Annotated in this window: 20 protein-coding genes; 7 read left to right on the forward strand and 13 right to left on the reverse strand. The window is 58.5% G+C overall.

Translation table 11 applies throughout. From position 1 onward, the window contains the following. Nucleotides 1–77: 77 nt before the first annotated feature. Nucleotides 78–1,481, forward strand: coding sequence for an MFS transporter (locus tag SJY33_RS06520; protein WP_379921809.1), 1,404 nt, complete (start codon nucleotides 78–80; stop codon nucleotides 1,479–1,481). On the opposite strand, the gene SJY33_RS06525 is transcribed toward SJY33_RS06520, so the two are convergent. Next, nucleotides 1,478–1,669: a hypothetical protein gene (locus SJY33_RS06525; protein WP_379921810.1), complete on the reverse strand. Its 192-nt coding sequence runs from the start codon at nucleotides 1,667–1,669 to the stop codon at nucleotides 1,478–1,480. The genes SJY33_RS06520 and SJY33_RS06525 overlap by 4 nt on opposite strands. 158 nt (nucleotides 1,670–1,827) lie before the next feature. On the opposite strand from SJY33_RS06525, the gene SJY33_RS06530 reads away from it, so the two are divergent. Next, a complete protein-coding gene (locus tag SJY33_RS06530; RefSeq protein ID WP_379921811.1) occupies nucleotides 1,828–3,519 on the forward strand; it encodes a thiamine pyrophosphate-binding protein in 1,692 nt (563 codons plus the stop codon). A 62-nt stretch (nucleotides 3,520–3,581) separates the two neighbouring features. Here the strand turns inward: SJY33_RS06530 and SJY33_RS06535 are convergent, their stop codons facing one another. Next, the gene (locus SJY33_RS06535) at nucleotides 3,582–3,752 is read right to left on the reverse strand and encodes a CsbD family protein (protein ID WP_379921812.1); all 171 of its coding nucleotides are present in this window, start codon (nucleotides 3,750–3,752) and stop codon (nucleotides 3,582–3,584) included. A 150-nt stretch (nucleotides 3,753–3,902) separates the two neighbouring features. Further along, a complete protein-coding gene (locus SJY33_RS06540; RefSeq protein ID WP_379921813.1) occupies nucleotides 3,903–4,310 on the reverse strand; it encodes an EVE domain-containing protein in 408 nt (135 codons plus the stop codon). A 143-nt stretch (nucleotides 4,311–4,453) separates the two neighbouring features. On the opposite strand from SJY33_RS06540, the gene SJY33_RS06545 reads away from it, so the two are divergent. The 5 genes from SJY33_RS06545 to SJY33_RS06565 all read left to right on the forward strand — a co-directional run bounded on the left by SJY33_RS06545 (nucleotide 4,454) and on the right by SJY33_RS06565 (nucleotide 9,816). After that, on the forward strand, nucleotides 4,454–6,166 hold the full coding sequence (locus SJY33_RS06545; RefSeq protein WP_379921814.1) for a putative bifunctional diguanylate cyclase/phosphodiesterase: 1,713 nt from the start codon (nucleotides 4,454–4,456) through the stop codon (nucleotides 6,164–6,166). Between the two features lie 71 nt (nucleotides 6,167–6,237). Beyond that, nucleotides 6,238–7,074, forward strand: coding sequence for a diaminopimelate epimerase (gene dapF, locus SJY33_RS06550; protein ID WP_379923533.1), 837 nt, complete (start codon nucleotides 6,238–6,240; stop codon nucleotides 7,072–7,074). After that, complete coding sequence (locus SJY33_RS06555; RefSeq protein WP_379921815.1) at nucleotides 7,071–8,246, forward strand: MiaB/RimO family radical SAM methylthiotransferase; 1,176 nt, start codon at nucleotides 7,071–7,073, stop codon at nucleotides 8,244–8,246. Before dapF ends, SJY33_RS06555 begins: the two co-directional genes overlap by 4 nt. Next, complete coding sequence (ftsY, locus tag SJY33_RS06560) at nucleotides 8,243–9,166, forward strand: signal recognition particle-docking protein FtsY (RefSeq protein WP_379921816.1); 924 nt, start codon at nucleotides 8,243–8,245, stop codon at nucleotides 9,164–9,166. The genes SJY33_RS06555 and ftsY overlap by 4 nt, the downstream gene beginning before the upstream one ends. Further along, nucleotides 9,166–9,816, forward strand: a complete 651-nt coding sequence (locus SJY33_RS06565) for an inner membrane-spanning protein YciB (RefSeq protein ID WP_379921817.1) — start codon at nucleotides 9,166–9,168, stop codon at nucleotides 9,814–9,816. The genes ftsY and SJY33_RS06565 overlap by 1 nt, the downstream gene beginning before the upstream one ends. Here the strand turns inward: SJY33_RS06565 and SJY33_RS06570 are convergent. From SJY33_RS06570 to SJY33_RS06615, 10 genes are all read right to left on the reverse strand, one after another. Next, complete coding sequence (locus SJY33_RS06570; protein WP_379921818.1) at nucleotides 9,813–10,220, reverse strand: hypothetical protein; 408 nt, start codon at nucleotides 10,218–10,220, stop codon at nucleotides 9,813–9,815. The genes SJY33_RS06565 and SJY33_RS06570 overlap by 4 nt on opposite strands. A 45-nt stretch (nucleotides 10,221–10,265) precedes the next feature. Next, nucleotides 10,266–12,209: a potassium transporter Kup gene (locus SJY33_RS06575; RefSeq protein WP_379921819.1), complete on the reverse strand. Its 1,944-nt coding sequence runs from the start codon at nucleotides 12,207–12,209 to the stop codon at nucleotides 10,266–10,268. Nucleotides 12,210–12,348: 139 nt separating this feature from the next. After that, on the reverse strand, nucleotides 12,349–12,996 hold the full coding sequence (locus tag SJY33_RS06580; protein ID WP_379921820.1) for a tetratricopeptide repeat protein: 648 nt from the start codon (nucleotides 12,994–12,996) through the stop codon (nucleotides 12,349–12,351). Continuing rightward, nucleotides 12,993–13,436 (reverse strand): cytochrome c-type biogenesis protein CcmH, encoded by a 444-nt coding sequence (locus SJY33_RS06585; protein WP_379921821.1) that lies wholly within the window; start codon nucleotides 13,434–13,436, stop codon nucleotides 12,993–12,995. The genes SJY33_RS06580 and SJY33_RS06585 overlap by 4 nt, the downstream gene beginning before the upstream one ends. Then, nucleotides 13,433–13,963: a DsbE family thiol:disulfide interchange protein gene (locus tag SJY33_RS06590; protein WP_379921822.1), complete on the reverse strand. Its 531-nt coding sequence runs from the start codon at nucleotides 13,961–13,963 to the stop codon at nucleotides 13,433–13,435. Before SJY33_RS06590 ends, SJY33_RS06585 begins: the two co-directional genes overlap by 4 nt. Before the next feature lie 4 nt (nucleotides 13,964–13,967). After that, nucleotides 13,968–15,953, reverse strand: coding sequence for a heme lyase CcmF/NrfE family subunit (locus SJY33_RS06595; protein WP_379921823.1), 1,986 nt, complete (start codon nucleotides 15,951–15,953; stop codon nucleotides 13,968–13,970). A 27-nt stretch (nucleotides 15,954–15,980) separates the two neighbouring features. Beyond that, on the reverse strand, nucleotides 15,981–16,442 hold the full coding sequence (gene ccmE, locus SJY33_RS06600; RefSeq protein WP_379921824.1) for a cytochrome c maturation protein CcmE: 462 nt from the start codon (nucleotides 16,440–16,442) through the stop codon (nucleotides 15,981–15,983). Between the two features lie 13 nt (nucleotides 16,443–16,455). Next, the gene (locus SJY33_RS06605) at nucleotides 16,456–16,596 is read right to left on the reverse strand and encodes a hypothetical protein (protein ID WP_379921825.1); all 141 of its coding nucleotides are present in this window, start codon (nucleotides 16,594–16,596) and stop codon (nucleotides 16,456–16,458) included. Beyond that, on the reverse strand, nucleotides 16,596–17,354 hold the full coding sequence (ccmC, locus tag SJY33_RS06610; protein WP_379921826.1) for a heme ABC transporter permease CcmC: 759 nt from the start codon (nucleotides 17,352–17,354) through the stop codon (nucleotides 16,596–16,598). Before ccmC ends, SJY33_RS06605 begins: the two co-directional genes overlap by 1 nt. A gap of 97 nt (nucleotides 17,355–17,451) precedes the next feature. Continuing rightward, nucleotides 17,452–18,519, reverse strand: coding sequence for a Leu/Phe/Val dehydrogenase (locus SJY33_RS06615; RefSeq protein WP_379921827.1), 1,068 nt, complete (start codon nucleotides 18,517–18,519; stop codon nucleotides 17,452–17,454). Between the last annotated feature and the right edge of the window lie 26 nt (nucleotides 18,520–18,545).

Here is an 18,545-nt window from a genome sequence, read left to right on the forward strand (position 1 = left end):
CAGGCTTCGCCCTTGTGAAAGCGTCGGCCCGCGCTATGTGCCAGTTTCTCACAGGGAAGCACCGGCACGATCACTGCATGACCACATCGACACAACTGATGCGCCAGCGGCGGTTCTTTCCCCTGATGGCGACGCAATTCTTTAACGCTTTCAACGACAACCTTTACAAAACAACCCTGGTTCTTTTTGTCGTCTATTCGGTCTACAATTCCGAACAGAGCGAGGCGACCTTCAGCGCGTTGGCAACCGGCATCTTCATTTTGCCGTTTGTGGCGCTTTCGGCGCTTGCCGGACAACTTGCCGACACACGCGACAAGGCGGCAATTATCCGCATCGTGAAATTGTGCGAAATTGGTTGGGCGTTGATCGGCGTGGTGGGACTGTTCCTCGCTTGGCAGGGTATTGCCGTGCATACGGTAGCCATTCCGCTTCTGCTTTTCGTCGTGTTTTTGGCCGCAGCGCAATCCACGTTCCTTGGCCCCATTAAATATTCGATTCTGCCGCAACACCTTCACCGCGACGAAGTGCTTCAGGGCACAGGACTGGTAGAAGCAGGGACATATTTGGCGATCCTTGCCGGAACGATCCTTGCCGGTTTCATTGCGGTGGAAGTGGCGATGGTGCTGATCATGCTGATCGCGTTCGCGGGCTATTTTACCTGCCGTTATATCCCTGACGCGCCGCCGCAGGGGGACTACGAAATGCATTTTCCACTGATTGAACCTTTCCGCGCGCGCACACCGTCCCGGTTGAAACGGTGGTTGTTGTATCCTTTTGTTATTGTTGCCGATCAAGCAGTGATGAGCTGGCAATTGGTCAAGGACACAATGCATCAGCGTGAAATCTTCTTTGCCATTCTTGCTATCAGCTTTTTCTGGACCATCGGCGCGGTGCTGTTCATCCAGTTTCCGCCGCTGGCCAAGAACCAGCTGCTTGCCAGTAAGGAGGTCGCCAGCCTGTTCCTCGTCATCTTCTCGATCGGGATCGCGATCGGGTCCGTCAGCATCAATGCCTTGCTGAAGGGGGAGGTGTCAGCGCGCTATTCTCCGGCGGCTGTCATAGTCATGGGCTTTTTCGTGGCCGGGTTCTATGTCGTCGCAAAAGCATGGCCACAGCCATCTGCGGGCGAACAGTTGCAAAACGTGGCGCAATTTATCCGCGAGCCCTTGGCGTTGCCATTGCTGGGGATGTTGCTCGGCATTTCGACAGCGGGCGGCATGTTTGTTGTGCCGCTCTACGCCTTTCTTACCACGCGCTGCGCGCATGATGCGGCATCGCGGACGATCGCCGCGAACAATATCGTCAATTCATTGGCCATGGTCGGGGGATCGGTCCTGGCGCTCGGCCTGACGCAGGTGGGTGTCCCGGTTGCAGAGCAGCTCATCATGGCAGCCTTGATGTGCGGAGTATCCGCGTGGCTTGGCGCGCTGCTGTATCGTGAGGAAAAGGCCGCAATCACCGCAGGCCAACAAATTTCCTAAACAATGAAGGCAAAGATTGCCAAGGTCATCGCAACATAGCTGGTGGCAACCCCGCGCACGTCTTCAAGCGTCAGACGCCACAAGTCTTCAGCCGGGATCGCGATAAGATCTCGCTTCACGTGCGGGGGCAGGCTTGCCCGGAACCAGTGACGGGCCGTCTCATCTGTCAAAACCAGGCTGCGGCGCATGTACGACTCTCCTGTAACGCATGCCTGTTCTTTAAGACTTTCTTAACCTTTGAAAATGGCTTGCGACAGACCTGTTGCACCGTGGGACAGGCCGAGTTTGCACCCCGGACAGCACGACGTTAGAGGCAGTCGCAACGACGACGGGAGACACTGCCGACATGCCTGATACGAATCGTACACCTGCGAAAACCGCAGCGGCGCTGCTGGTGGATTGCCTTGCCGAGCAGGGTTGCGATCGCATCTTTACCGTTCCAGGCGAGAGCTTTCTTGCGGTGCTCGATGCGCTGCCCGATCGGCCGGAAATCGATGTCGTCACGTGCCGACAGGAAGGCGGCGTTGCTTTCATGGCCTGTGCCGATGGCACCATGACGGGTCGGCCGGGTGTAGCCTTTGTCACACGTGGTCCGGGGGCGACCAACGCGAGCATTGGTGTTCATGTTGCGCACCAGGATTCGCAGCCGATGATTTTGTTCGTGGGCGATGTCGCACGCGGGATGCAGGGCCGCGAAGGATTTCAGGAGGTCGATTTCCCGGCCTTCTTTGCGCCTATTTGCAAATGGGCTGCGCGCATAGACGACCCGGCCCGCATCCCCGAGTATGTCGCCCGTGCCTACGCTGTGGCGATCAATGGTCGGCCTGGCCCAGTGGTTCTTGCGCTACCTGAAGACATGCTTGTCGAAGAGGTTTCGGGGGCCTTGCATCCCCGGCCTTTTGTCAGCCGTGTCGCACAGGCAGTTTGTCCCGATGCCATGCAAGCTCTGTTCGATCTCATTGCGGATGCGGCCAGCCCTATTGCAATTATTGGCGGGGCGGGATGGAATACCAAGGCGCGCACGTATTTTCAGCAATTTGCGGAGAATATCGGTCTTCCGGTCGCGACTGCTTTTCGCCGTCAGGATGCAATAGCGCCCGACAGCCCGGTCTACGCGGGAAACCTTGGATATGGGCCCAACCCCAAGCTGCTCGACCGTGTGCGTCAAGCCGATTTGGTCATTGCGGTGGGTGCGCGCCTGGGCGAAGCGACGACCGATGGTTACTCCGTGCCGACGCTGGAGCATCCCGGGCAGATACTGATCCATATTCACCCTGATCCGGAAGAATTGGGCCGGGTCTATTGCACCGATCTGGCTCTGTGTTGCGCGATGGACGAATTCGCCGAATGCGCGGCGTTATGGGAAGATGCAGCCATCATTCCATTCGACGCGGGCGATACCGCCCACCGCGACTGGCTGGATTGGGCGACCCCGCAACCATCCGACGCGAACATGGATTTGGCCGCTTGTGTTGCGAACATGCGTACAACGCTGCCAAGCGATACGATAATCTGTAACGGTGCCGGCAATTTCGCCGGGTGGTGGCACCGATATTGGCGATACGCAGCCTATCCTGGTCAATTGGCGCCGACATGCGGAGCCATGGGCTACGGTGTACCAGCCGCCGTTGCCGCAGCACTGCGTTTCAAAGACCGAACTGTTGTAGCCGTGGCTGGCGACGGCGACTTTCTGATGAATGGTCAGGAAATGGCCACCGCGGCGCAATATGCCGTCGATATGATAGTAATAGTGGTCGATAATGGTGCCTATGGTACGATCCGCATGCACCAAGAACGCGAATATCCCAGCCGCGTTTCAGCAACGACCTTGTCGAACCCTGATTTCGCCAAACTGGGCGCAGCTTATGGTGCATGGACAGCGAGAGCCGAAACGACACGCGAATTCGACGCGGCTCTTGCCGAAGCCCGAGACCAGAAAGGTCTGCGATTGATCCATGTCTTGACCGATCTTGAACACATCGCAGCCAGTGGCGCCACAATTTCAGGATTGCGGGCCAAGGCCAACTCCACATCGTGATACTGTTTAAAAAAAAGGCCGCCCCAATCGGAGCGGCCTCTTTTAGATTTGATCATCGATGATCAGATATTATCGCCCATCGCGCCCTGAATCTTGCCCTTGGCTTTCTGTGCTTCGCCCTTCAGTTCCTGCTTGTGGCCTTCAGCGCGCGTTTCCGGATCGCTGGACTGCTGCTTCACGTTGCCGATGGCTTCGTTCACATTACCCTTGATGTTCTCGGTCAGCTTACCCATTTTATTTCTCCTTCAAACCAGCATCTTATGATGCGTTGTATGAAGGGGTAACCAGTCGGGGACGCCAAATGTTCCATGCCTGCGATCGGCAGGCGCCAGACCGATACATTCATGCGACGAATGATGGCCCACTCGAATAACCACCCCCTTTTACAGGTCAGACAGCTCCAGAATGATGTCCCATTCCCGCGGTGTTATGGGACATACCGAAAGGCGCGATTGTCGGATAAGAGCGATGTCTGACAAGCGAGCTTCCGCCTTGATCTGTGCCAGCGTTACCGGATTTGCCAGTTTCGCTTGCGGTTTCAACTTTACCGCGTCCCATTTGCCCGTTTCGTCCGTGGGATCTTTGATCCCCGCAACGCTGATCGTACAGACACCGACAATCTCCAAGCCTTCACGAGAATGATAGAAGAACGCCTCGTCTCCCACGCGCATCGCAGCAAGATTGTTACGTGCCTGATAATTGCGCACGCCATCCCATGTGCCCTCGCCTTCAGCGACAAGGTCATCCCAGCTGTACTTGAACGGTTCGGATTTCATCAACCAATAGGCCATGCCGGCAATGCACTCCCTTGCAATATCTCACGCGCCGTAGCGCGCATGAATGGTGGTCGTCACCCCCTCACAATCAACACTTCGCGGACAAGCGATTAACCCGTTCTTCAGTGTGATCTGCGATGAAACGCGGGAAGGCGCCCGTGGCAAGACAGCCAGTTGTTCTGCGCCAGACGGACAAGGCAACGGTTTTGCTAGATAACGAACCCGAAAATCCCTTGCAGGCAGCCGAGCGTGACATCATCGCTCTGGGTATCGCTGTGGCAGCAATCATCATGCTTGTGGGGACCGGCGGATCGGTTCTGCCCAAGGTCATGGACGCCCTTTTTGGCGATGGCTCTCGTCCTGATGTATTGCTGGTCAATGCTTTGCTTTTGAACATTGCGCTCATCATTTTCGGATGGCGGCGATACAGCGAATTGACCCGCGAAATCGCCGAACGCCGGCGGGCTGAGGAGCGCGCCAAACTGCTCGCCGCCACGGATCCGCTCACTCAGTGCCTCAACCGCCGTAGTATGCTGAACGCGACGGAAGAACTTCGCACCCGCGCAACGATGCGCGGCGAAGCCGTGGCCTATTGCATGATGGATCTCGATAATTTCAAGCAGATTAATGACATGCACGGCCACCCTATCGGGGATGCAGTACTGGTCATGTTCTGCGAGCGGGCACGCGCATTGCTGCCGAAAGGAGCCCCCATGGCTCGGCTGGGCGGTGATGAATTTGCCTTCGTGATGCCCTACCCCGCCGGATATCCGGAGAGGGTGGATGATCTTGTTATCAGAGTGTTCGAAACGCTGGCACAACCCTTCCGCTTGCCAGAGCTTACCGTTGAAATAACTTTGTCGATTGGTCTTTCAACCGATCATGATGCGGACGGCATGATTGGATTGGTGGTCGATGCCGGCACCCTTATGCAGCGCGCAGACATGGCGTTGTATCATGCCAAAAAACAGGGCCGAAACCGCTATTTCTGGTTCGAGCCAAGCATGGAAAGCGAACTGCGGTTCCGCAACCAGCTGGAAACCGGTATCCGCCGCGGTCTTGCCCGCGGGGAGTTTGTGCCATTTTACGAACAACAGGTCGATCTGGACAGCGGAGAGCTGGTTGGGTTTGAAATGCTGGCCCGTTGGCGATCACCGCAATTGGGTGTGATAAGCCCCGACATTTTCGTGCCCATCGCCGAGGAAATCGGCCTGATCAACGAAATGTCCGAAAGGTTGATGGAGCAGGCTTTCGCTGATGCGCGCGAATGGGATGACAGCCTGACGCTGTCGATCAACATCTCGCCTGTGCAGTTACGCGATCCCTGGTTTGCACAACGCCTTCTGAAAAAGCTGATCGAAGCCGGGTTCCCGCCGCAGCGGCTGGAAATCGAAATTACCGAAAGCTGCCTGCACGAAAACGTCGGGCTGGTGCGATCGATGATCACGAGCCTGCGCAATCAGGGCGTGAAGATCAGCCTTGACGATTTTGGCACAGGCTACTCCAGTCTTGAACAGCTGCGGACCCTACCGTTTGATCGTCTGAAGATTGATCGCAGCTTTGTCAGCGAGCTCAGCCAGCCGGGAGGGCGTTCACGGATTGTGGAAGCAATTGTTTCGCTGGGGCGCGGACTCGATTTGCCGCTGACGGCCGAAGGGGTGGAAGACGAACAGATTCTCGAGGCATTGAAATCCATGGGCCGTCTCAAGGCGCAAGGGTATTTCTATGGACAACCCGAAGACGCCGAAGCCGTGCGTGCACGTTTGGGAGCGGCAGGCCGGTTGAACCATGGGCTTACCGCGGGTGCTAAGCAGTCGCCGCGGAAGGTATCCGGCAATCCATCGACAATCTGCCGCAACGCCAACCCCTGACATAGCAATCGCTGTTTGAAGCACAGGACTGGACGCAGCGCCTCTGCGTGAATAGATGCGCGGCCGTGACGTTGACGGTACCCTTCATCAAGATGCACGGTCTGGGCAACGACTTTGTCGTCCTTGATGCCCGTACGATGCCGATCCCGGCGATGAGACCCATCGTCGCGCGGCGACTGGCTGATCGTCGTACGGGTATCGGCTTTGATCAACTGGTTCTGCTGGAACCGAGCGACAGCCATGCGTTTCGGATGCGGATCTTCAATTCGGATGGCAGCGAAGTCGGCGCCTGCGGAAATGCCGCTCGCGCTGTCGCGCTGCTGCACGGGGAACCAGCCATAATCGAAACAGGCGGTGGACCAATTTCTCTCGAAGCGCTGGAAGGCGGCGCACGAGTCGATATGGGGCAGCCGCGGTTCGATTGGGATACCGTCCCTCTTGCTTATCCCATGGACACCTTTGCCATGCCGGTCGGCTGGGTGGAAGATTCCTGCACCCTGGAAAACCCGATGGCGATCAATGTCGGCAATCCGCACGTTGTTTTCCTTGTCGATGATGCCGATGCCGTCCCCCTTGGCGCTATTGGGCCGCAGATCGAACACGATTCCCTGTTTCCCGAACGCATCAACGTGAACGTGATAAGCCTTGCTGGGCCCGATCATCTGCGCTTGCGGGTGTGGGAGCGTGGCGCCGGTCTGACGCAGGCTTGTGGCACAGGGGCCTGTGCCAGCGCCATCGCCGCCATCCGCCGCGGGCTGGTGCGCAGCCCGGTGCGCGTCACCTTGCCCGGCGGCGATCTTCAGATCGCTTGGTCGCCCGGCAGCACAATCATGATGAGTGGTCCTGCGGCAGAAAGCTATCGCGGCAGTTTCATCTGGGATGATTACACGACCGGAGCAGAGGGTTGAACGCGCCGCATATCGTCTCGCTCGGATGTCGCTTGAACATTGCCGAAGCCGAAAGAATGCGGGTAATGCTTGCTGGCGAAACCGATCTGGTGGTGATCAATTCGTGCGCGGTGACGGGTGAGGCAATGCGGCAGACCCGGCAGGCAATTCGGCGCGCGCGGCGTGAAAACCCTTCGGCACGGCTGGTGGTAACAGGCTGCGCTGCTGAAATCGAGCGCGCCGTAATCGGTGCGATGGACGAAGTAGATGGTTTGGTAGCCAACGCGGCGAAACTCGATCCAAGGGCGTGGAATGTGGAAGGCAATCGGCAACCGATTGCGCCATCGCGAACCCGCGCCTTTGTGGCTGTGCAAAACGGCTGCGATCATGCCTGCACGTTCTGTGTGATCCCTAAAGGGCGTGGAACCAGCAGATCGCTGTCAATTGCAGAGGTGCTGCGCCAAGTCGAAATGCATTTGGCAGCTGGGGCCAGAGAAATCGTTCTGACCGGGGTCGATCTGACCAGCTGGGGACAGGATATCGGCAATTCGCCCCGCCTTGGATCGCTTGTTCGTGAAATTCTGGACACATTCAAACAGCTTGGCCGGCTGCGCCTTTCATCAGTCGATGGCGTAGAAATCGACCCGGAACTTTTCGACTTGCTGGCCCATGAACCGCGCCTCATGCCGCATGTGCACCTTAGCCTTCAGCACGGTGCCGACTTGATCCTCAAACGGATGAAGCGTCGTCACCTGCGCCGCGATGCGGTGGAATTGGTGGCCCGCCTCAAGGCGCTAAGACCTGGCATTGCTATTGGAGCTGATCTGATCGCAGGCTTCCCCACCGAAAGCGCCGCTCACCATGCCGAAAGCCTGACGATCATCGACGAACTCGATATCGTTCATTGTCACGTCTTCCCCTATTCATCCCGCCCCGGAACCCCGGCTGCGCGGATGCCCCAATTGCCACGTGACACCGTAAGGTTGCGCGCTGCCGAACTGCGTGCTCGCAGTGCTGAGCGCCGTGCGGCTTGGTTGCAAAGCCTTGTGGGCGAAACATTGACCGTCCTCGCCGAACGCGATGGCACAGGCTATGCCCCGAATTACGCCCGTGTTGCCCTGCCTGCCGGAATAGCACCGGGCGACATCATCGAAGTGACTGTGCGCGAGGCCAAGGAGGGCCTGCTGCAATGAGTGAAACCAGCTGGAGCCAGCGCCTGCTGGGCGGCTTTGCCAAGACCTCTGAACGCCTGACTGCAAATCTTGCTGGGGTAGGCGGCAGTGCGAAACTTGACGATGCCATCCTTGATGAAGTCGAGGATGCACTGATTATGTCCGATCTGGGCCCTGCTGCCGCCGCGCGGATCCGCAAGCGACTGTCAGACAAGCGGTTCGGGCTTGAAATCACCACACGCGAATTGAAAGAGGCCGTCGCTGAAGAAATCGCGGCGATCCTGCGCCCTGTGGCAAAGCCGCTCGAAATCACCGCCTTCCCGCGCCCGCAGGTCATTCTGGTCATCGGGGTCAATGGCAGCGGCAAAACCACCACTATTGCCAAGCTTGCCCACCTTTTTCAGGAAGACGACTACGGCGTATTGTTGGCCGCTGGTGATACTTTCCGTGCGGCAGCCATTGGACAGTTGGCGACCTGGGCAGACCGCATCGGCGTAAATCTGGTGCGCGGCCCCGAAGGCGGCGATCCGGCGGCGATCGTGTTCGACGCGGTGAAGCAGGCCACCGATACCGGGATCGATGCCTTGATCGTCGACACCGCGGGCCGGCTTCAGAACAAGAAGGAGCTGATGGAAGAATTGGCGAAAATCCGCCGGGTGTTGGGACGTCTGAACCCCGAAGCACCTCATGACGTGGTCTTGGTTCTGGATGCGACCAACGGCCAGAACGCGCTCGCCCAGATTGATGTGTTCAAGGAGGTCGCAGGTGTCACCGGACTGATCATGACCAAGCTGGATGGCACGGCACGCGGCGGCGTTCTAGTCGCAGCCGCGGAGCAGTATGGTCTTCCCATCCACGCGATCGGGGTTGGCGAAAGGATGGAAGATTTGCGTCCATTCGATCCGGACCTTGTTGCCCGCGTTATTGCAGGGATTGCGTGATGGGGGACGACGAAACCAAAAAGGCTGCCTCCAGTTGGCTCAACGTGGGGGTCGATTACGGCCCGTTGGTGGTCTTTCTCGCAGTCTATCGCTGGAGCGCGCCTAACGAAACCAGTGCTGCAGGCGAAATTGGCGCAATCATCAACGGGACTGGCGCCTTCATGGTCGCGGCTGTGATCGCGCTGATTGTCTCTAAATGGAGGCTTGGCAAAGTCTCCCCGATGCTGTGGTTTTCGACCGCATTGATCGTCGGATTTGGAAGCCTCACGATCTTTTTCGGCGATCCCACCTTCGTGCAAATCAAGCCGACGATTATCTACACGACATTCGGCGCGGTGCTGCTTGCGGGTTGGGCACGGGGCCGCGCACTGCTGCGCATATTGCTTGAAGCAGCGTTTGAAGGTCTTTCAAACGATGGCTGGCTCAAACTGTCGCGCAATTGGGGCGTGTTCTTCCTGGTTCTGGCCGGTTTGAATGAGGTGCTGCGCGCGCAGATGGATTTTGAAGGATGGTTATGGGCCAAGCTGTGGGTGTTTCTGCCGCTGACCTTCCTTTTCACCTTCAGTCAAATTCCAATGTTGTTGAAACATGGCTTAAGTTTTGAAGATCGGGACGCGCCCTTGAAGGACGAACCGCCTACGGGAGGCTAGCCTGCGCAGCGGCGATCTTGCGCAAACCGCGTCAGTGGCATCAGCGCCGCCGCAAACGCTGCGCTCAGCAGCAGGCTAAATGTCACGTAGGCCGCCCATGGACGCGTTTGGGGCGGCAGGTATCCTGTGCCTATGGCCCAGACCAGCGTGGAGACCATGCCTAGCGTGACAGTGGCTATCAGGCTGCGTCGAAAGCCCCATCGGTGAAACAGGCATTCAAATCCTGCGGCCGTGACGAATGCCGGGACACCGCCTGCACCATAAATGAAGATCAGCAGCCACGGGCCAAGGAACAGGCCCAGCAGCGGAACAACGGTCAGCATTGCGATCAGTGAATAGCCGACGAGCGGAAGAACGGCGGTCCAGCCGATCACCATCAAAATTTTGATCGCTGCACCCTTCATTCGCTCACGGCTTACAGGACGCTAGTGAAGCGCGCGCTAACAGCGTCAGATTTCGACCTGACTGCCCAGTTCAACCACCCGATTGGTGGGCAACCGGAAGAATGCCATCGCACTGGCCGCATTGCGCAGCATCCACGCAAACAGCTTTTCGCGCCAGATTGCCATGCCCGGCTTGCTGGACGGCAGCAACGTCTGGCGCGACAGGAAGAAGCTCGTATGCATCATCTCGAACTTGCCGCCGCACAGATCGAGCGTGCCGAGCAGCTTGGGAACATCGGTTTCTTCCAAGAAGCCACAATTAATCGTGACCCGGTAAAATCCATTACCCAGATTCTTGCATTCGTATCGTTCGGATTCGGCCACATAGGGCATGCCCTGCACGGCGACGGTTAGGATCAGAACGCGTTCGTGCAGAACTTTGTTGTGCTTGATATTATGCAGCAGTGCGGAGGGCACGCCGGAATTGGTTGACGCCATGAATACCGAAGTGCCCGCGACCCGAGTGGCCGAATTTTGTGCACTTTTGGCGAAGATTTCAATTGGAAGCGCACTTTCAGTCATGCTGGCACGCATCAATTCACGGCCGCGCGACCAAGTGGTCAGCAGAGTGAAAATGACAAAGCCAATCAGCAGAGGCACCCAGCCGCCTTGCGGTACCTTGATGAGGTTTGCACCAAAGTAGGCAACATCAACGATCAGGAATGCGACCACCAATGGCAAGGCCTTCCAGACAGGCCAGCGCCACAAGGCAAACAGCACCGCCGCCAGCAGCAGCGTGTCAATGAACATCGCGCCCGTAACCGCAATACCATATGCCGCCGCCAAGTTGGTTGATGACTGGAAGAACAGCACCAGCAAGATTACCATGACCATCAAGGCCCAGTTGATCGCCGGAATATAGATCTGGCCTGCCGCTGCGGCGCTGGTGTGGTGGATTTCCATCCGCGGGATGAAGCCGAGCTGGATGGCCTGCTGAGTCAGGCTGAAAGCCCCTGAGATCACAGCCTGGCTGGCAATGATGGTCGCCAACAACGCAAGGATGATAACCGGAACGCGCACCATGTCCGGGATCATCAAGAAGAACGGATCCTTGATCAGCGCCGCGGCAGCTTCCGGACTACCCTGCGACAGGATCAGCGCGCCTTGCCCCATGTAATTGAGCATCAACGCCGGGAACACAAAGGTCAGCCAGGAAAGTGCAATCGGCTTGCGCCCGAAATGCCCCATGTCCGCATAGAGCGCCTCGGCCCCTGTCACGGCCAGCACAACACTGCCTAAGGCGATGAAAGCCACAAACCCATCCGTGGCAAAGAACCGCAGCGCATTGATCGGATTGATTGTTTCCAGGATGATTGCCGGGTTCGCACTCAAATGCATGACGCCCAGCGTGGCAAGCATCGCGAAATAGGTCAGCATGACAGGGCCGAATAGCCTGCCGACGCGTTCGGTCCCCCGTGACTGGATCGCAAACAAGCCAAACAGAATAGCCACAGCTGTTGGCACGATCCACGGTTTGAAACCGGGGACAATGTATTGCAGTCCTTCTGTCGCCGACAGAACTGAAATGGCGGGCGTAATCATGCTGTCGCCGTAGAACAGCGCAGTTGCAAAAACGCCGAGAAGCACCAGCGGCGCCGTCCAGACCGCCTTGTCGGATGTACGTTTGATCAGCGCCAGCAAAGCCAGGCTCCCGCCCTCGCCCTGGTTGTCGGCGCGCATGATGGTGAAAACGTATTTCACCGTCACCACCATCATCATGGACCAGAAAACCAGGCTGAGAACGCCGTGAATATGTTCGGCGTCCGGCGTTATTCCGGGCACACCGTGGTGTGCCGCGAAGGTTTCCCGGAACGCATAGAGCGGACTGGTGCCGATATCGCCAAACACCACACCGACCGCACCGATCGCAAGCGTTGCTGTAGGCGCACGGTGGCCATGCGCTGCTCCGTGAGCAGCGACTGGTTCGGTTGGGCTTGCTGTGCTGCTCATCTCGATCGGATTTCCCGTATCCCGCGGTACTGCCCATCCTGCCCGAACGATTCAGACCGGTGAGGCGGCGCGCCTAGCACTGCGCATTCGCACCTGCAACAATGTCGGCGCATGGGCAAAGGCCGCAGTGCCCGATGCCTTACCGACGTTGTAACATCGGTGCGCGTGCAATCATCGAATCAAGACGCTGCACCTCGTCTTCAAGTCCCTCGCGCCAAGGTGCATCAGCGGGTGAATTCTGGAGCAGGCCAGCCCACACATTTCGGGCGGCCACGATTTCGCCGCTTTGAAGATAAGCGAACCCGAGGAAGTATTCTGCACCGGGATGCGCAGGATCAATCGCCTTTGCGCGGCCGAAAGCCTGAACGGCGGCAGGGGTCACGAACCCATCAGCATGCCCCACCAAAGCAAGGCCAAGTGCAAGCCATCCTTCGACATGACGCGGGTTTTCAGACAAGCCGCGTTGCAGCAGGGCGGCTGCATCGGCAAACTGTCCCCGACGCGCGAATGCATCGGAGGTCATAAGGTAATCAGGGGGCGGCAGCGTCCGATCGAACAAGGCGGCACGCCCTTCTACCATGGCCTCACCCGGCCCCGAAGCCTGGCTGGCAGCCTGCTTTGGCGCAGATGCCTGCCCGGGCGATCCCTGCCAGGCATAACCTGCAAGGCCGAACACCAGCACCGCTGCGAACAATGTTAGATTTTGGCGCGGTAACTTCAGAAAGACTGCGCCAATCGCAAAAGCAGCCAACGCCAGCGCGATTACCGGCAGCCATCCAGCGATCATGGTGCATCTCCCGGCTCGCCGCGCCGTTTGCCCAACCTGCGAAGCAACACGCCTGCCACGATCAGCAGCAGCAAAAGCGGGCCTGCAAACAGCGGCCAGGTGGTTGCGCTGACTTCAGGTTCATAGCTCACATAGTCGCCATAACGCGCAATTAACCATCTGCGTATTTCGGCAGGGCTTTCCCCCGCCAGAATACGGCTTCGCACCTGATGCCGCATGTCGCCCGCCATAGGGGCGTCAGAATCGGCAATGCTTTGCGACTGGCATTTCAGACAGCGCAAGGTTTGCATCAACGCAGAAGCCTCAGCCTCCATGCGCGGATCTTCAAGCTGATTGTAGGCGAACGGCGCTGGCGGCAGCGAATCCTGCGCAAACAGTGGCAGAGCCAGCAGAACTGCCAGACATACGATCAGCGTACGATATGCGCTTTGCGCGATCACCGAGCATTCTCCAGTTCGGCAAGCAACCGGGCAACATCGTCTTGCCGGATGTCGCCGATATGCTGGTAGCGGATGATACCTTGCGCATCGATGACGAAGGTTTCCGGCACGCCCGAAGAACCGATGGCGAGTTGAACTTCTGAAATCGTGTCGCTGCCTATACGGCTGTAGGGATTGCCATGGCGGCTCAGGAAATTGGCGACATCTTGCGGACGGTCACGGATTGCGATCCCGATGATATCGACCCCCTGTGCCTTCAGCGCTTCCAGTTGCGGGGCTTCGGCGATGCAGGGAAGACACCAACTCGCCCAGATGTTGAGCAACCGCGGTTTGCTACCGACAAAGTCCGCCTTGGCCGCTCCCGGCATTCCGTCGACTGCGGGGTCGAGCGCGAAATCGGGGAGCGGTTGGCCGATCATTGTGCTTTGGACAAATTCGTCCTTGTCCTGCGTGAGCATGTAGCCTGCCACGCCCAGAAAAAACGCAAACAGTGCAAGAGGCACCCAAAGGGTCAGTCGTGTCCGCATTGCTTTACTCCGCCGGGATCGGCGATGCGGGATCAAGCGCATCAAGATCAGCACGTCGTGCAGCGCCCTTGGCCACAGCTTTTCGGCGTGTCACATCAACCTTCACACGACCCGCGATGGCAAGAATGCCGCCCAACCCAATCAGCAATCCGCCGTACCAGATGAATGTCACAAACGGCTTCCACCACACCCGGATCTGCCACCGACCGTCAGCGGCCTGGTTACCGATCACCGCATAAAGCTGACCATTCCAACGCGTCAGCAAGGCGCTTTCGCTGGTTGACTGTGGAGGTGTCCAAAAGCTGCGCGCCTGCGGGCTGAGGATGACGGGTTCTTCCCCGTCCTCGCGGATGGCCAGACGGGCCTCGATGGCGGTCCAGTTCGGCCCGGCGACCGGCGTGACGTTTTCCAGCGTGACAGAAAACCTGCCGATCTGCTCCGTACCGCCCGGCGCGACAGCGGCCAGTCGTTCCTGCGAAAAGGCGCCTTCGCAAGCCATGCCGAACAGCGAAACCGCGACACCAAAATGGGCAAGCACCATCCCCCATGTCGCTACCGGAACGCGCGCCAACTTGCGCCCGCGAAGGGGTAGAAACGCCGCCACTGCCAATGCCGCTGCCAATCCGAGGCTAAGCAGGGGAAGCAGCGGAAACTGCCCAAAGAAGCTAACCACCCCGATCACCCCGATGATAAGCGCGGCGATCAACACCAATTCGAACTGAAGGCGCGCAGGCTTATCGCTTTTCCACCGAAGCAGGGGGCCCACGGCCATCACAAGGAACATGGGTATGGCAAAAATCGCAGAGGCCGGGTTGAAGTAAGGCGGCCCCACCGACACACGGACATCGAACATTTCGGTCAACAGTGGGTACAGTGTGCCCAACAGCACGATCGCAAGGATCGCCGAAAGCATGACGTTGTTGAAGACCAGCGCGCCTTCACGGCTGGCGACTGCAAACCGTTTGCCTTCGGCCACGGCCCCTGCGCGCAAAGCGAAAATCGTGAATGCTCCGCCGATGTAAAGGCCCAGTAAAACCAGAATGAAGGCGCCTCGTTCAGGATCGACCGCAAAGGCGTGGACGCTGGTCAGCACCCCCGAACGCACCAGGAAGGTGCCCAGCATCGACATGGAAAACGCAAGTACGCCCAGCATAATCGTCCACGTACGCAAAGCATCGCGAGCTGCCAGCACACTGACTGAATGCATCAGCGCCGTTGCCGCAAGCCAGGGCATGAGCGACGCATTCTCGACTGGGTCCCAGAACCACCAACCACCCCAACCAAGCTCATAATACGCCCAATAGGAACCAGCGGTAATACCAAGCGTAAGCAACACCCACGCCCCCAGAACCCAAGGCCGCATCACACGCGCAAAGGCCGGGTTCACCTCGCGCGTCAACAAGGCGCCCATAGCCAGGCTGAAAGCGACGGACAGTCCGACATAGCCTGCATAAAGCGTCGGCGGATGGATCGCCAACCCGATGTCCTGCAGCAAGGGATTGAGGCCGGTGCCTTCGGCGGCGGGCACGGGCAAACGTTCAAACGGGTTGGACGACAAAAGCAGAAATGCGTAAAATCCCAGCGCCACAAAGCCTTGCACTGCCAGTGTTGCGCCCATTGTGCGTTCAGGCAACCGCTTTTCGAAAGCTGCAAGCAGGCCGCCGGAAATTGCCAGGACGCCAACCCACAGCAGCATCGAACCCTCGTGGTTCCCCCATGTGCCCGTGAGCTTGTAAAGCAGCGGCTTCATCGAATGCGAATTGCTGGCAACCAATTTGATCGAGAGATCGGTGATGGCGAACGCGCGTAGCAGCATCAGAAACGCCAGCGCTGCGAGAAACGCCTGAACAATGGCAGCCGGGCGCGTGTAGATCGCAAGCGGATTGGCAACACCTTCTGTGGCTTTCAACGCAAAGGCGCCGGAGATCATCTGCAAGACCGCCAACGCAGCGGCAAGCCACAATGCGGCCAGTCCGATTTCTGCGATCATTGCTGGACCCTCGATTGCGGCATGATGTTACTGCAAGCCAACGGTGGTATCGGCAGCCATCCTTGCGGCCTGCTCGGTTCCCATGCCTTCAAGCTCCTTGGGCACATAATTTTCATCATGCTTGGCAAGAAGATTGGTGGCCATGAATACGCCGTCGGGATTGAGACTGCCCTCGGCGACCACACCTGAGCCTTCGACAAAAAGGTCCGGAAGAATTCCGCTGTAACGCACAGGAATTGCATCTGCGGTGTTACCCGTGACGAAGAAATTGACCGTGACACCATCTCGCTCGGTCACGATCGAGCCGGGTTTGACCATGCCGCCCAGCCGAACGGGCTGACCAACTTCGGGCGGAGCCGACGCCATCTGCTCAGGCAGGAAGAAATAATTCGCCTGATTGCGCAGCGACCACGCGGCCAGCAAGGCTGCCCCCACAATCGCTACAAGAGCGATGATGACGAGGATAAGGCGTTGGTGTTTGGCTTTCATGAAATTCTTCCGTTCAGCGCCTGCGCGTTGCATCGCGGCGCGCTTCGGCTTGCACCATGGCACGCCACGCCCAGGCGATCAGCAAGGCCAGTGCAAGAATGCCGACGCCATAAGCCAGCCACACAAAGTCCCACTGGTTCAATTCTTCGCGCATTACGCCTGCTCCATCGCGGGGACGGGTGCGACCGCCGCATCGTCAGCCAGCGCCCGGCGGCGCAGGCGCGCTGCAATTTGGCTTTGCGCGATCAACGCACGCATCCGCATGAGTACGATTGCTCCGAACAGAAGCGAAAAACCAATCACCGCGATGAGCAGCGGCACTAGAAAAGTTGCCTCTATCGCGCTTTTGCCAGCAGTAATGCTGGGAGGTTGATGCAACGAATTCCACCAAACTACAGATCGGTTGATGATCGGTACGTTCACAGCACCGACAAGGCCGAAAATAGCGCCGATCTTGTTGGATGACCCTTCGCGATCCGTCGCTTCGGTCAAGGCAATGTATCCTGCGTAAAGGAACAACAGCACCAGCATGGATGTCAGTCGTCCGTCCCATTCCCACCAGGTGCCCCAGGTTGGCCGCCCCCAGATCGACCCGGTGGCAAGACAGATAGCGCAAAAGACCATCCCCGGCACCGCGATAGCCCGGGCCGACAGGGCCGCCAGCGGATGTTTCCAGATCAGCAACATCGCGCTGGAAATGGCGATACCAGCCCAACCGCCCATGCCAAGCCAAGCAGCGGGAACATGGATAAAGAGAATCCGTACGGTGTCACCCATCAGCCGGTCGGGAGGGACTGCGAACAGCCCCCATGCTACCGCCCCTGCAGACAGCACCAACCCGCTCCAGAACAGAAGCGGAGTAAGCCACTTTGCGAGGCTTAGAAATCGGGTGGGGTTGGCGTAAATGTGCATGATTATCTTGGTCTGACCGGGCTTGTAGCCTTACACCCGATCCGAACAAGACTGCAATTCATGCAACGGGGCTTTCGTTCCCCGGTCCGCCCCGCCCTCAGCCGCGCCCGATGAGTTTTTGCGCCATCCGGTCGGCGACCACGTCAGACGAAACGCCGCTGCTGTCGCTTTCCTGCCAGATCGCTTCGAGCCGTCCTGGAATTTGTTCAACTCTGGCGTTCACGTCCGCCACATCGCCCATGCGCCCATCGCGGCGGGCAAGATATTCGGTTGCTACAGATATGATGCCGCCAGCGTTTATGACGTAATCTGGTGCGTAAAGGATCCCGCGTGCGGCGAGCTTTTCGCCATGCTCGGGACGCGCCAGCTGATTGTTGGCGCCTCCGGCCACGATCGCACAATCGAGGGCTGCAATCCCGGTGTCATCGAGAATGGCGCCCAGTGCATTCGGACTGAATACGTCGCACGCCGTTGCCATGATCGATTCGCTGGACACCGCCGTACCTTCCAGTTCGGCGGCCAACGATGCAGCGCGCGCTTCGTTGATATCGGCCAAGGTCAGGCGGGCGCCGTCACGGGCAAGCAAGCGGGCAACACCGCCGCCTACCGAGCCCGTCCCTTGAACCGCCACGTGGACACCGGACAGGCTGTCACGACCCAATTTGTGACGGACCGCAGCCTTGATCCCCAGATAGATGCCATACGCGGTGAAAGGCCCGGGATCGCCGCCTGCCGTGCCATTACCCTCGACAGGCAGACCGGACACATGGGCCGTACGCTGCGACACCGCCACCATATCGGCTTCCGTGATGCCGACATCTTCGGCTGTGACATAACGTCCGCCCAGACCTTCGACCGCATCACCGAACGCGGCAAGCATTTCGGGGGTCTTGATCCGCTGTTCATCCGCCAGAATAACCGCCTTGCCACCACCCATCGGCAGACCAGCCATGGCATTCTTGTAACTCATGCCACGCGACAGCCGCAGGCAATCACGCATGGCCATAGCCGGGTTTTCATAATGCCAAAAACGGGTGCCGCCCGCACCAGGACCACAATAGGTTGAATGAACCGCGATGATCGCTGTCAGCCCGCTGGCCCGGTCGTGGACCAACTGCACAAGTTCGTGCGCGTCGAAATCAGGCTCAGCCCAGAATGCGGTCATGTCGTCTCCCCTGTGGGGCGCGGTGC

The sequence above is a fragment of the Erythrobacter sp. R86502 genome, from assembly GCF_042466465.1.
GTDB lineage: Bacteria > Pseudomonadota > Alphaproteobacteria > Sphingomonadales > Sphingomonadaceae > Erythrobacter.

Coding starts and splice junctions, on each gene's coding strand:
- SJY33_RS06520 (WP_379921809.1), top strand. CDS start 78: ATGACCACATCGACACAACTGATGCGCCAGCGGCGGTTCTTTCCCCTG.
- SJY33_RS06525 (WP_379921810.1), bottom strand. CDS start 1,669: ATGCGCCGCAGCCTGGTTTTGACAGATGAGACGGCCCGTCACTGGTTC.
- SJY33_RS06530 (WP_379921811.1), top strand. CDS start 1,828: ATGCCTGATACGAATCGTACACCTGCGAAAACCGCAGCGGCGCTGCTG.
- SJY33_RS06535 (WP_379921812.1), bottom strand. CDS start 3,752: ATGGGTAAGCTGACCGAGAACATCAAGGGTAATGTGAACGAAGCCATC.
- SJY33_RS06540 (WP_379921813.1), bottom strand. CDS start 4,310: ATGGCCTATTGGTTGATGAAATCCGAACCGTTCAAGTACAGCTGGGAT.
- ftsY (WP_379921816.1), top strand. CDS start 8,243: ATGAGTGAAACCAGCTGGAGCCAGCGCCTGCTGGGCGGCTTTGCCAAG.
- SJY33_RS06565 (WP_379921817.1), top strand. CDS start 9,166: ATGGGGGACGACGAAACCAAAAAGGCTGCCTCCAGTTGGCTCAACGTG.
- SJY33_RS06570 (WP_379921818.1), bottom strand. CDS start 10,220: ATGAAGGGTGCAGCGATCAAAATTTTGATGGTGATCGGCTGGACCGCC.
- SJY33_RS06575 (WP_379921819.1), bottom strand. CDS start 12,209: ATGAGCAGCACAGCAAGCCCAACCGAACCAGTCGCTGCTCACGGAGCA.
- SJY33_RS06580 (WP_379921820.1), bottom strand. CDS start 12,996: ATGATCGCTGGATGGCTGCCGGTAATCGCGCTGGCGTTGGCTGCTTTT.
- SJY33_RS06590 (WP_379921822.1), bottom strand. CDS start 13,963: ATGCGGACACGACTGACCCTTTGGGTGCCTCTTGCACTGTTTGCGTTT.
- SJY33_RS06595 (WP_379921823.1), bottom strand. CDS start 15,953: ATGATCGCAGAAATCGGACTGGCCGCATTGTGGCTTGCCGCTGCGTTG.
- ccmE (WP_379921824.1), bottom strand. CDS start 16,442: ATGAAAGCCAAACACCAACGCCTTATCCTCGTCATCATCGCTCTTGTA.
- SJY33_RS06605 (WP_379921825.1), bottom strand. CDS start 16,596: ATGCGCGAAGAATTGAACCAGTGGGACTTTGTGTGGCTGGCTTATGGC.
- ccmC (WP_379921826.1), bottom strand. CDS start 17,354: ATGCACATTTACGCCAACCCCACCCGATTTCTAAGCCTCGCAAAGTGG.
- SJY33_RS06615 (WP_379921827.1), bottom strand. CDS start 18,519: ATGACCGCATTCTGGGCTGAGCCTGATTTCGACGCGCACGAACTTGTG.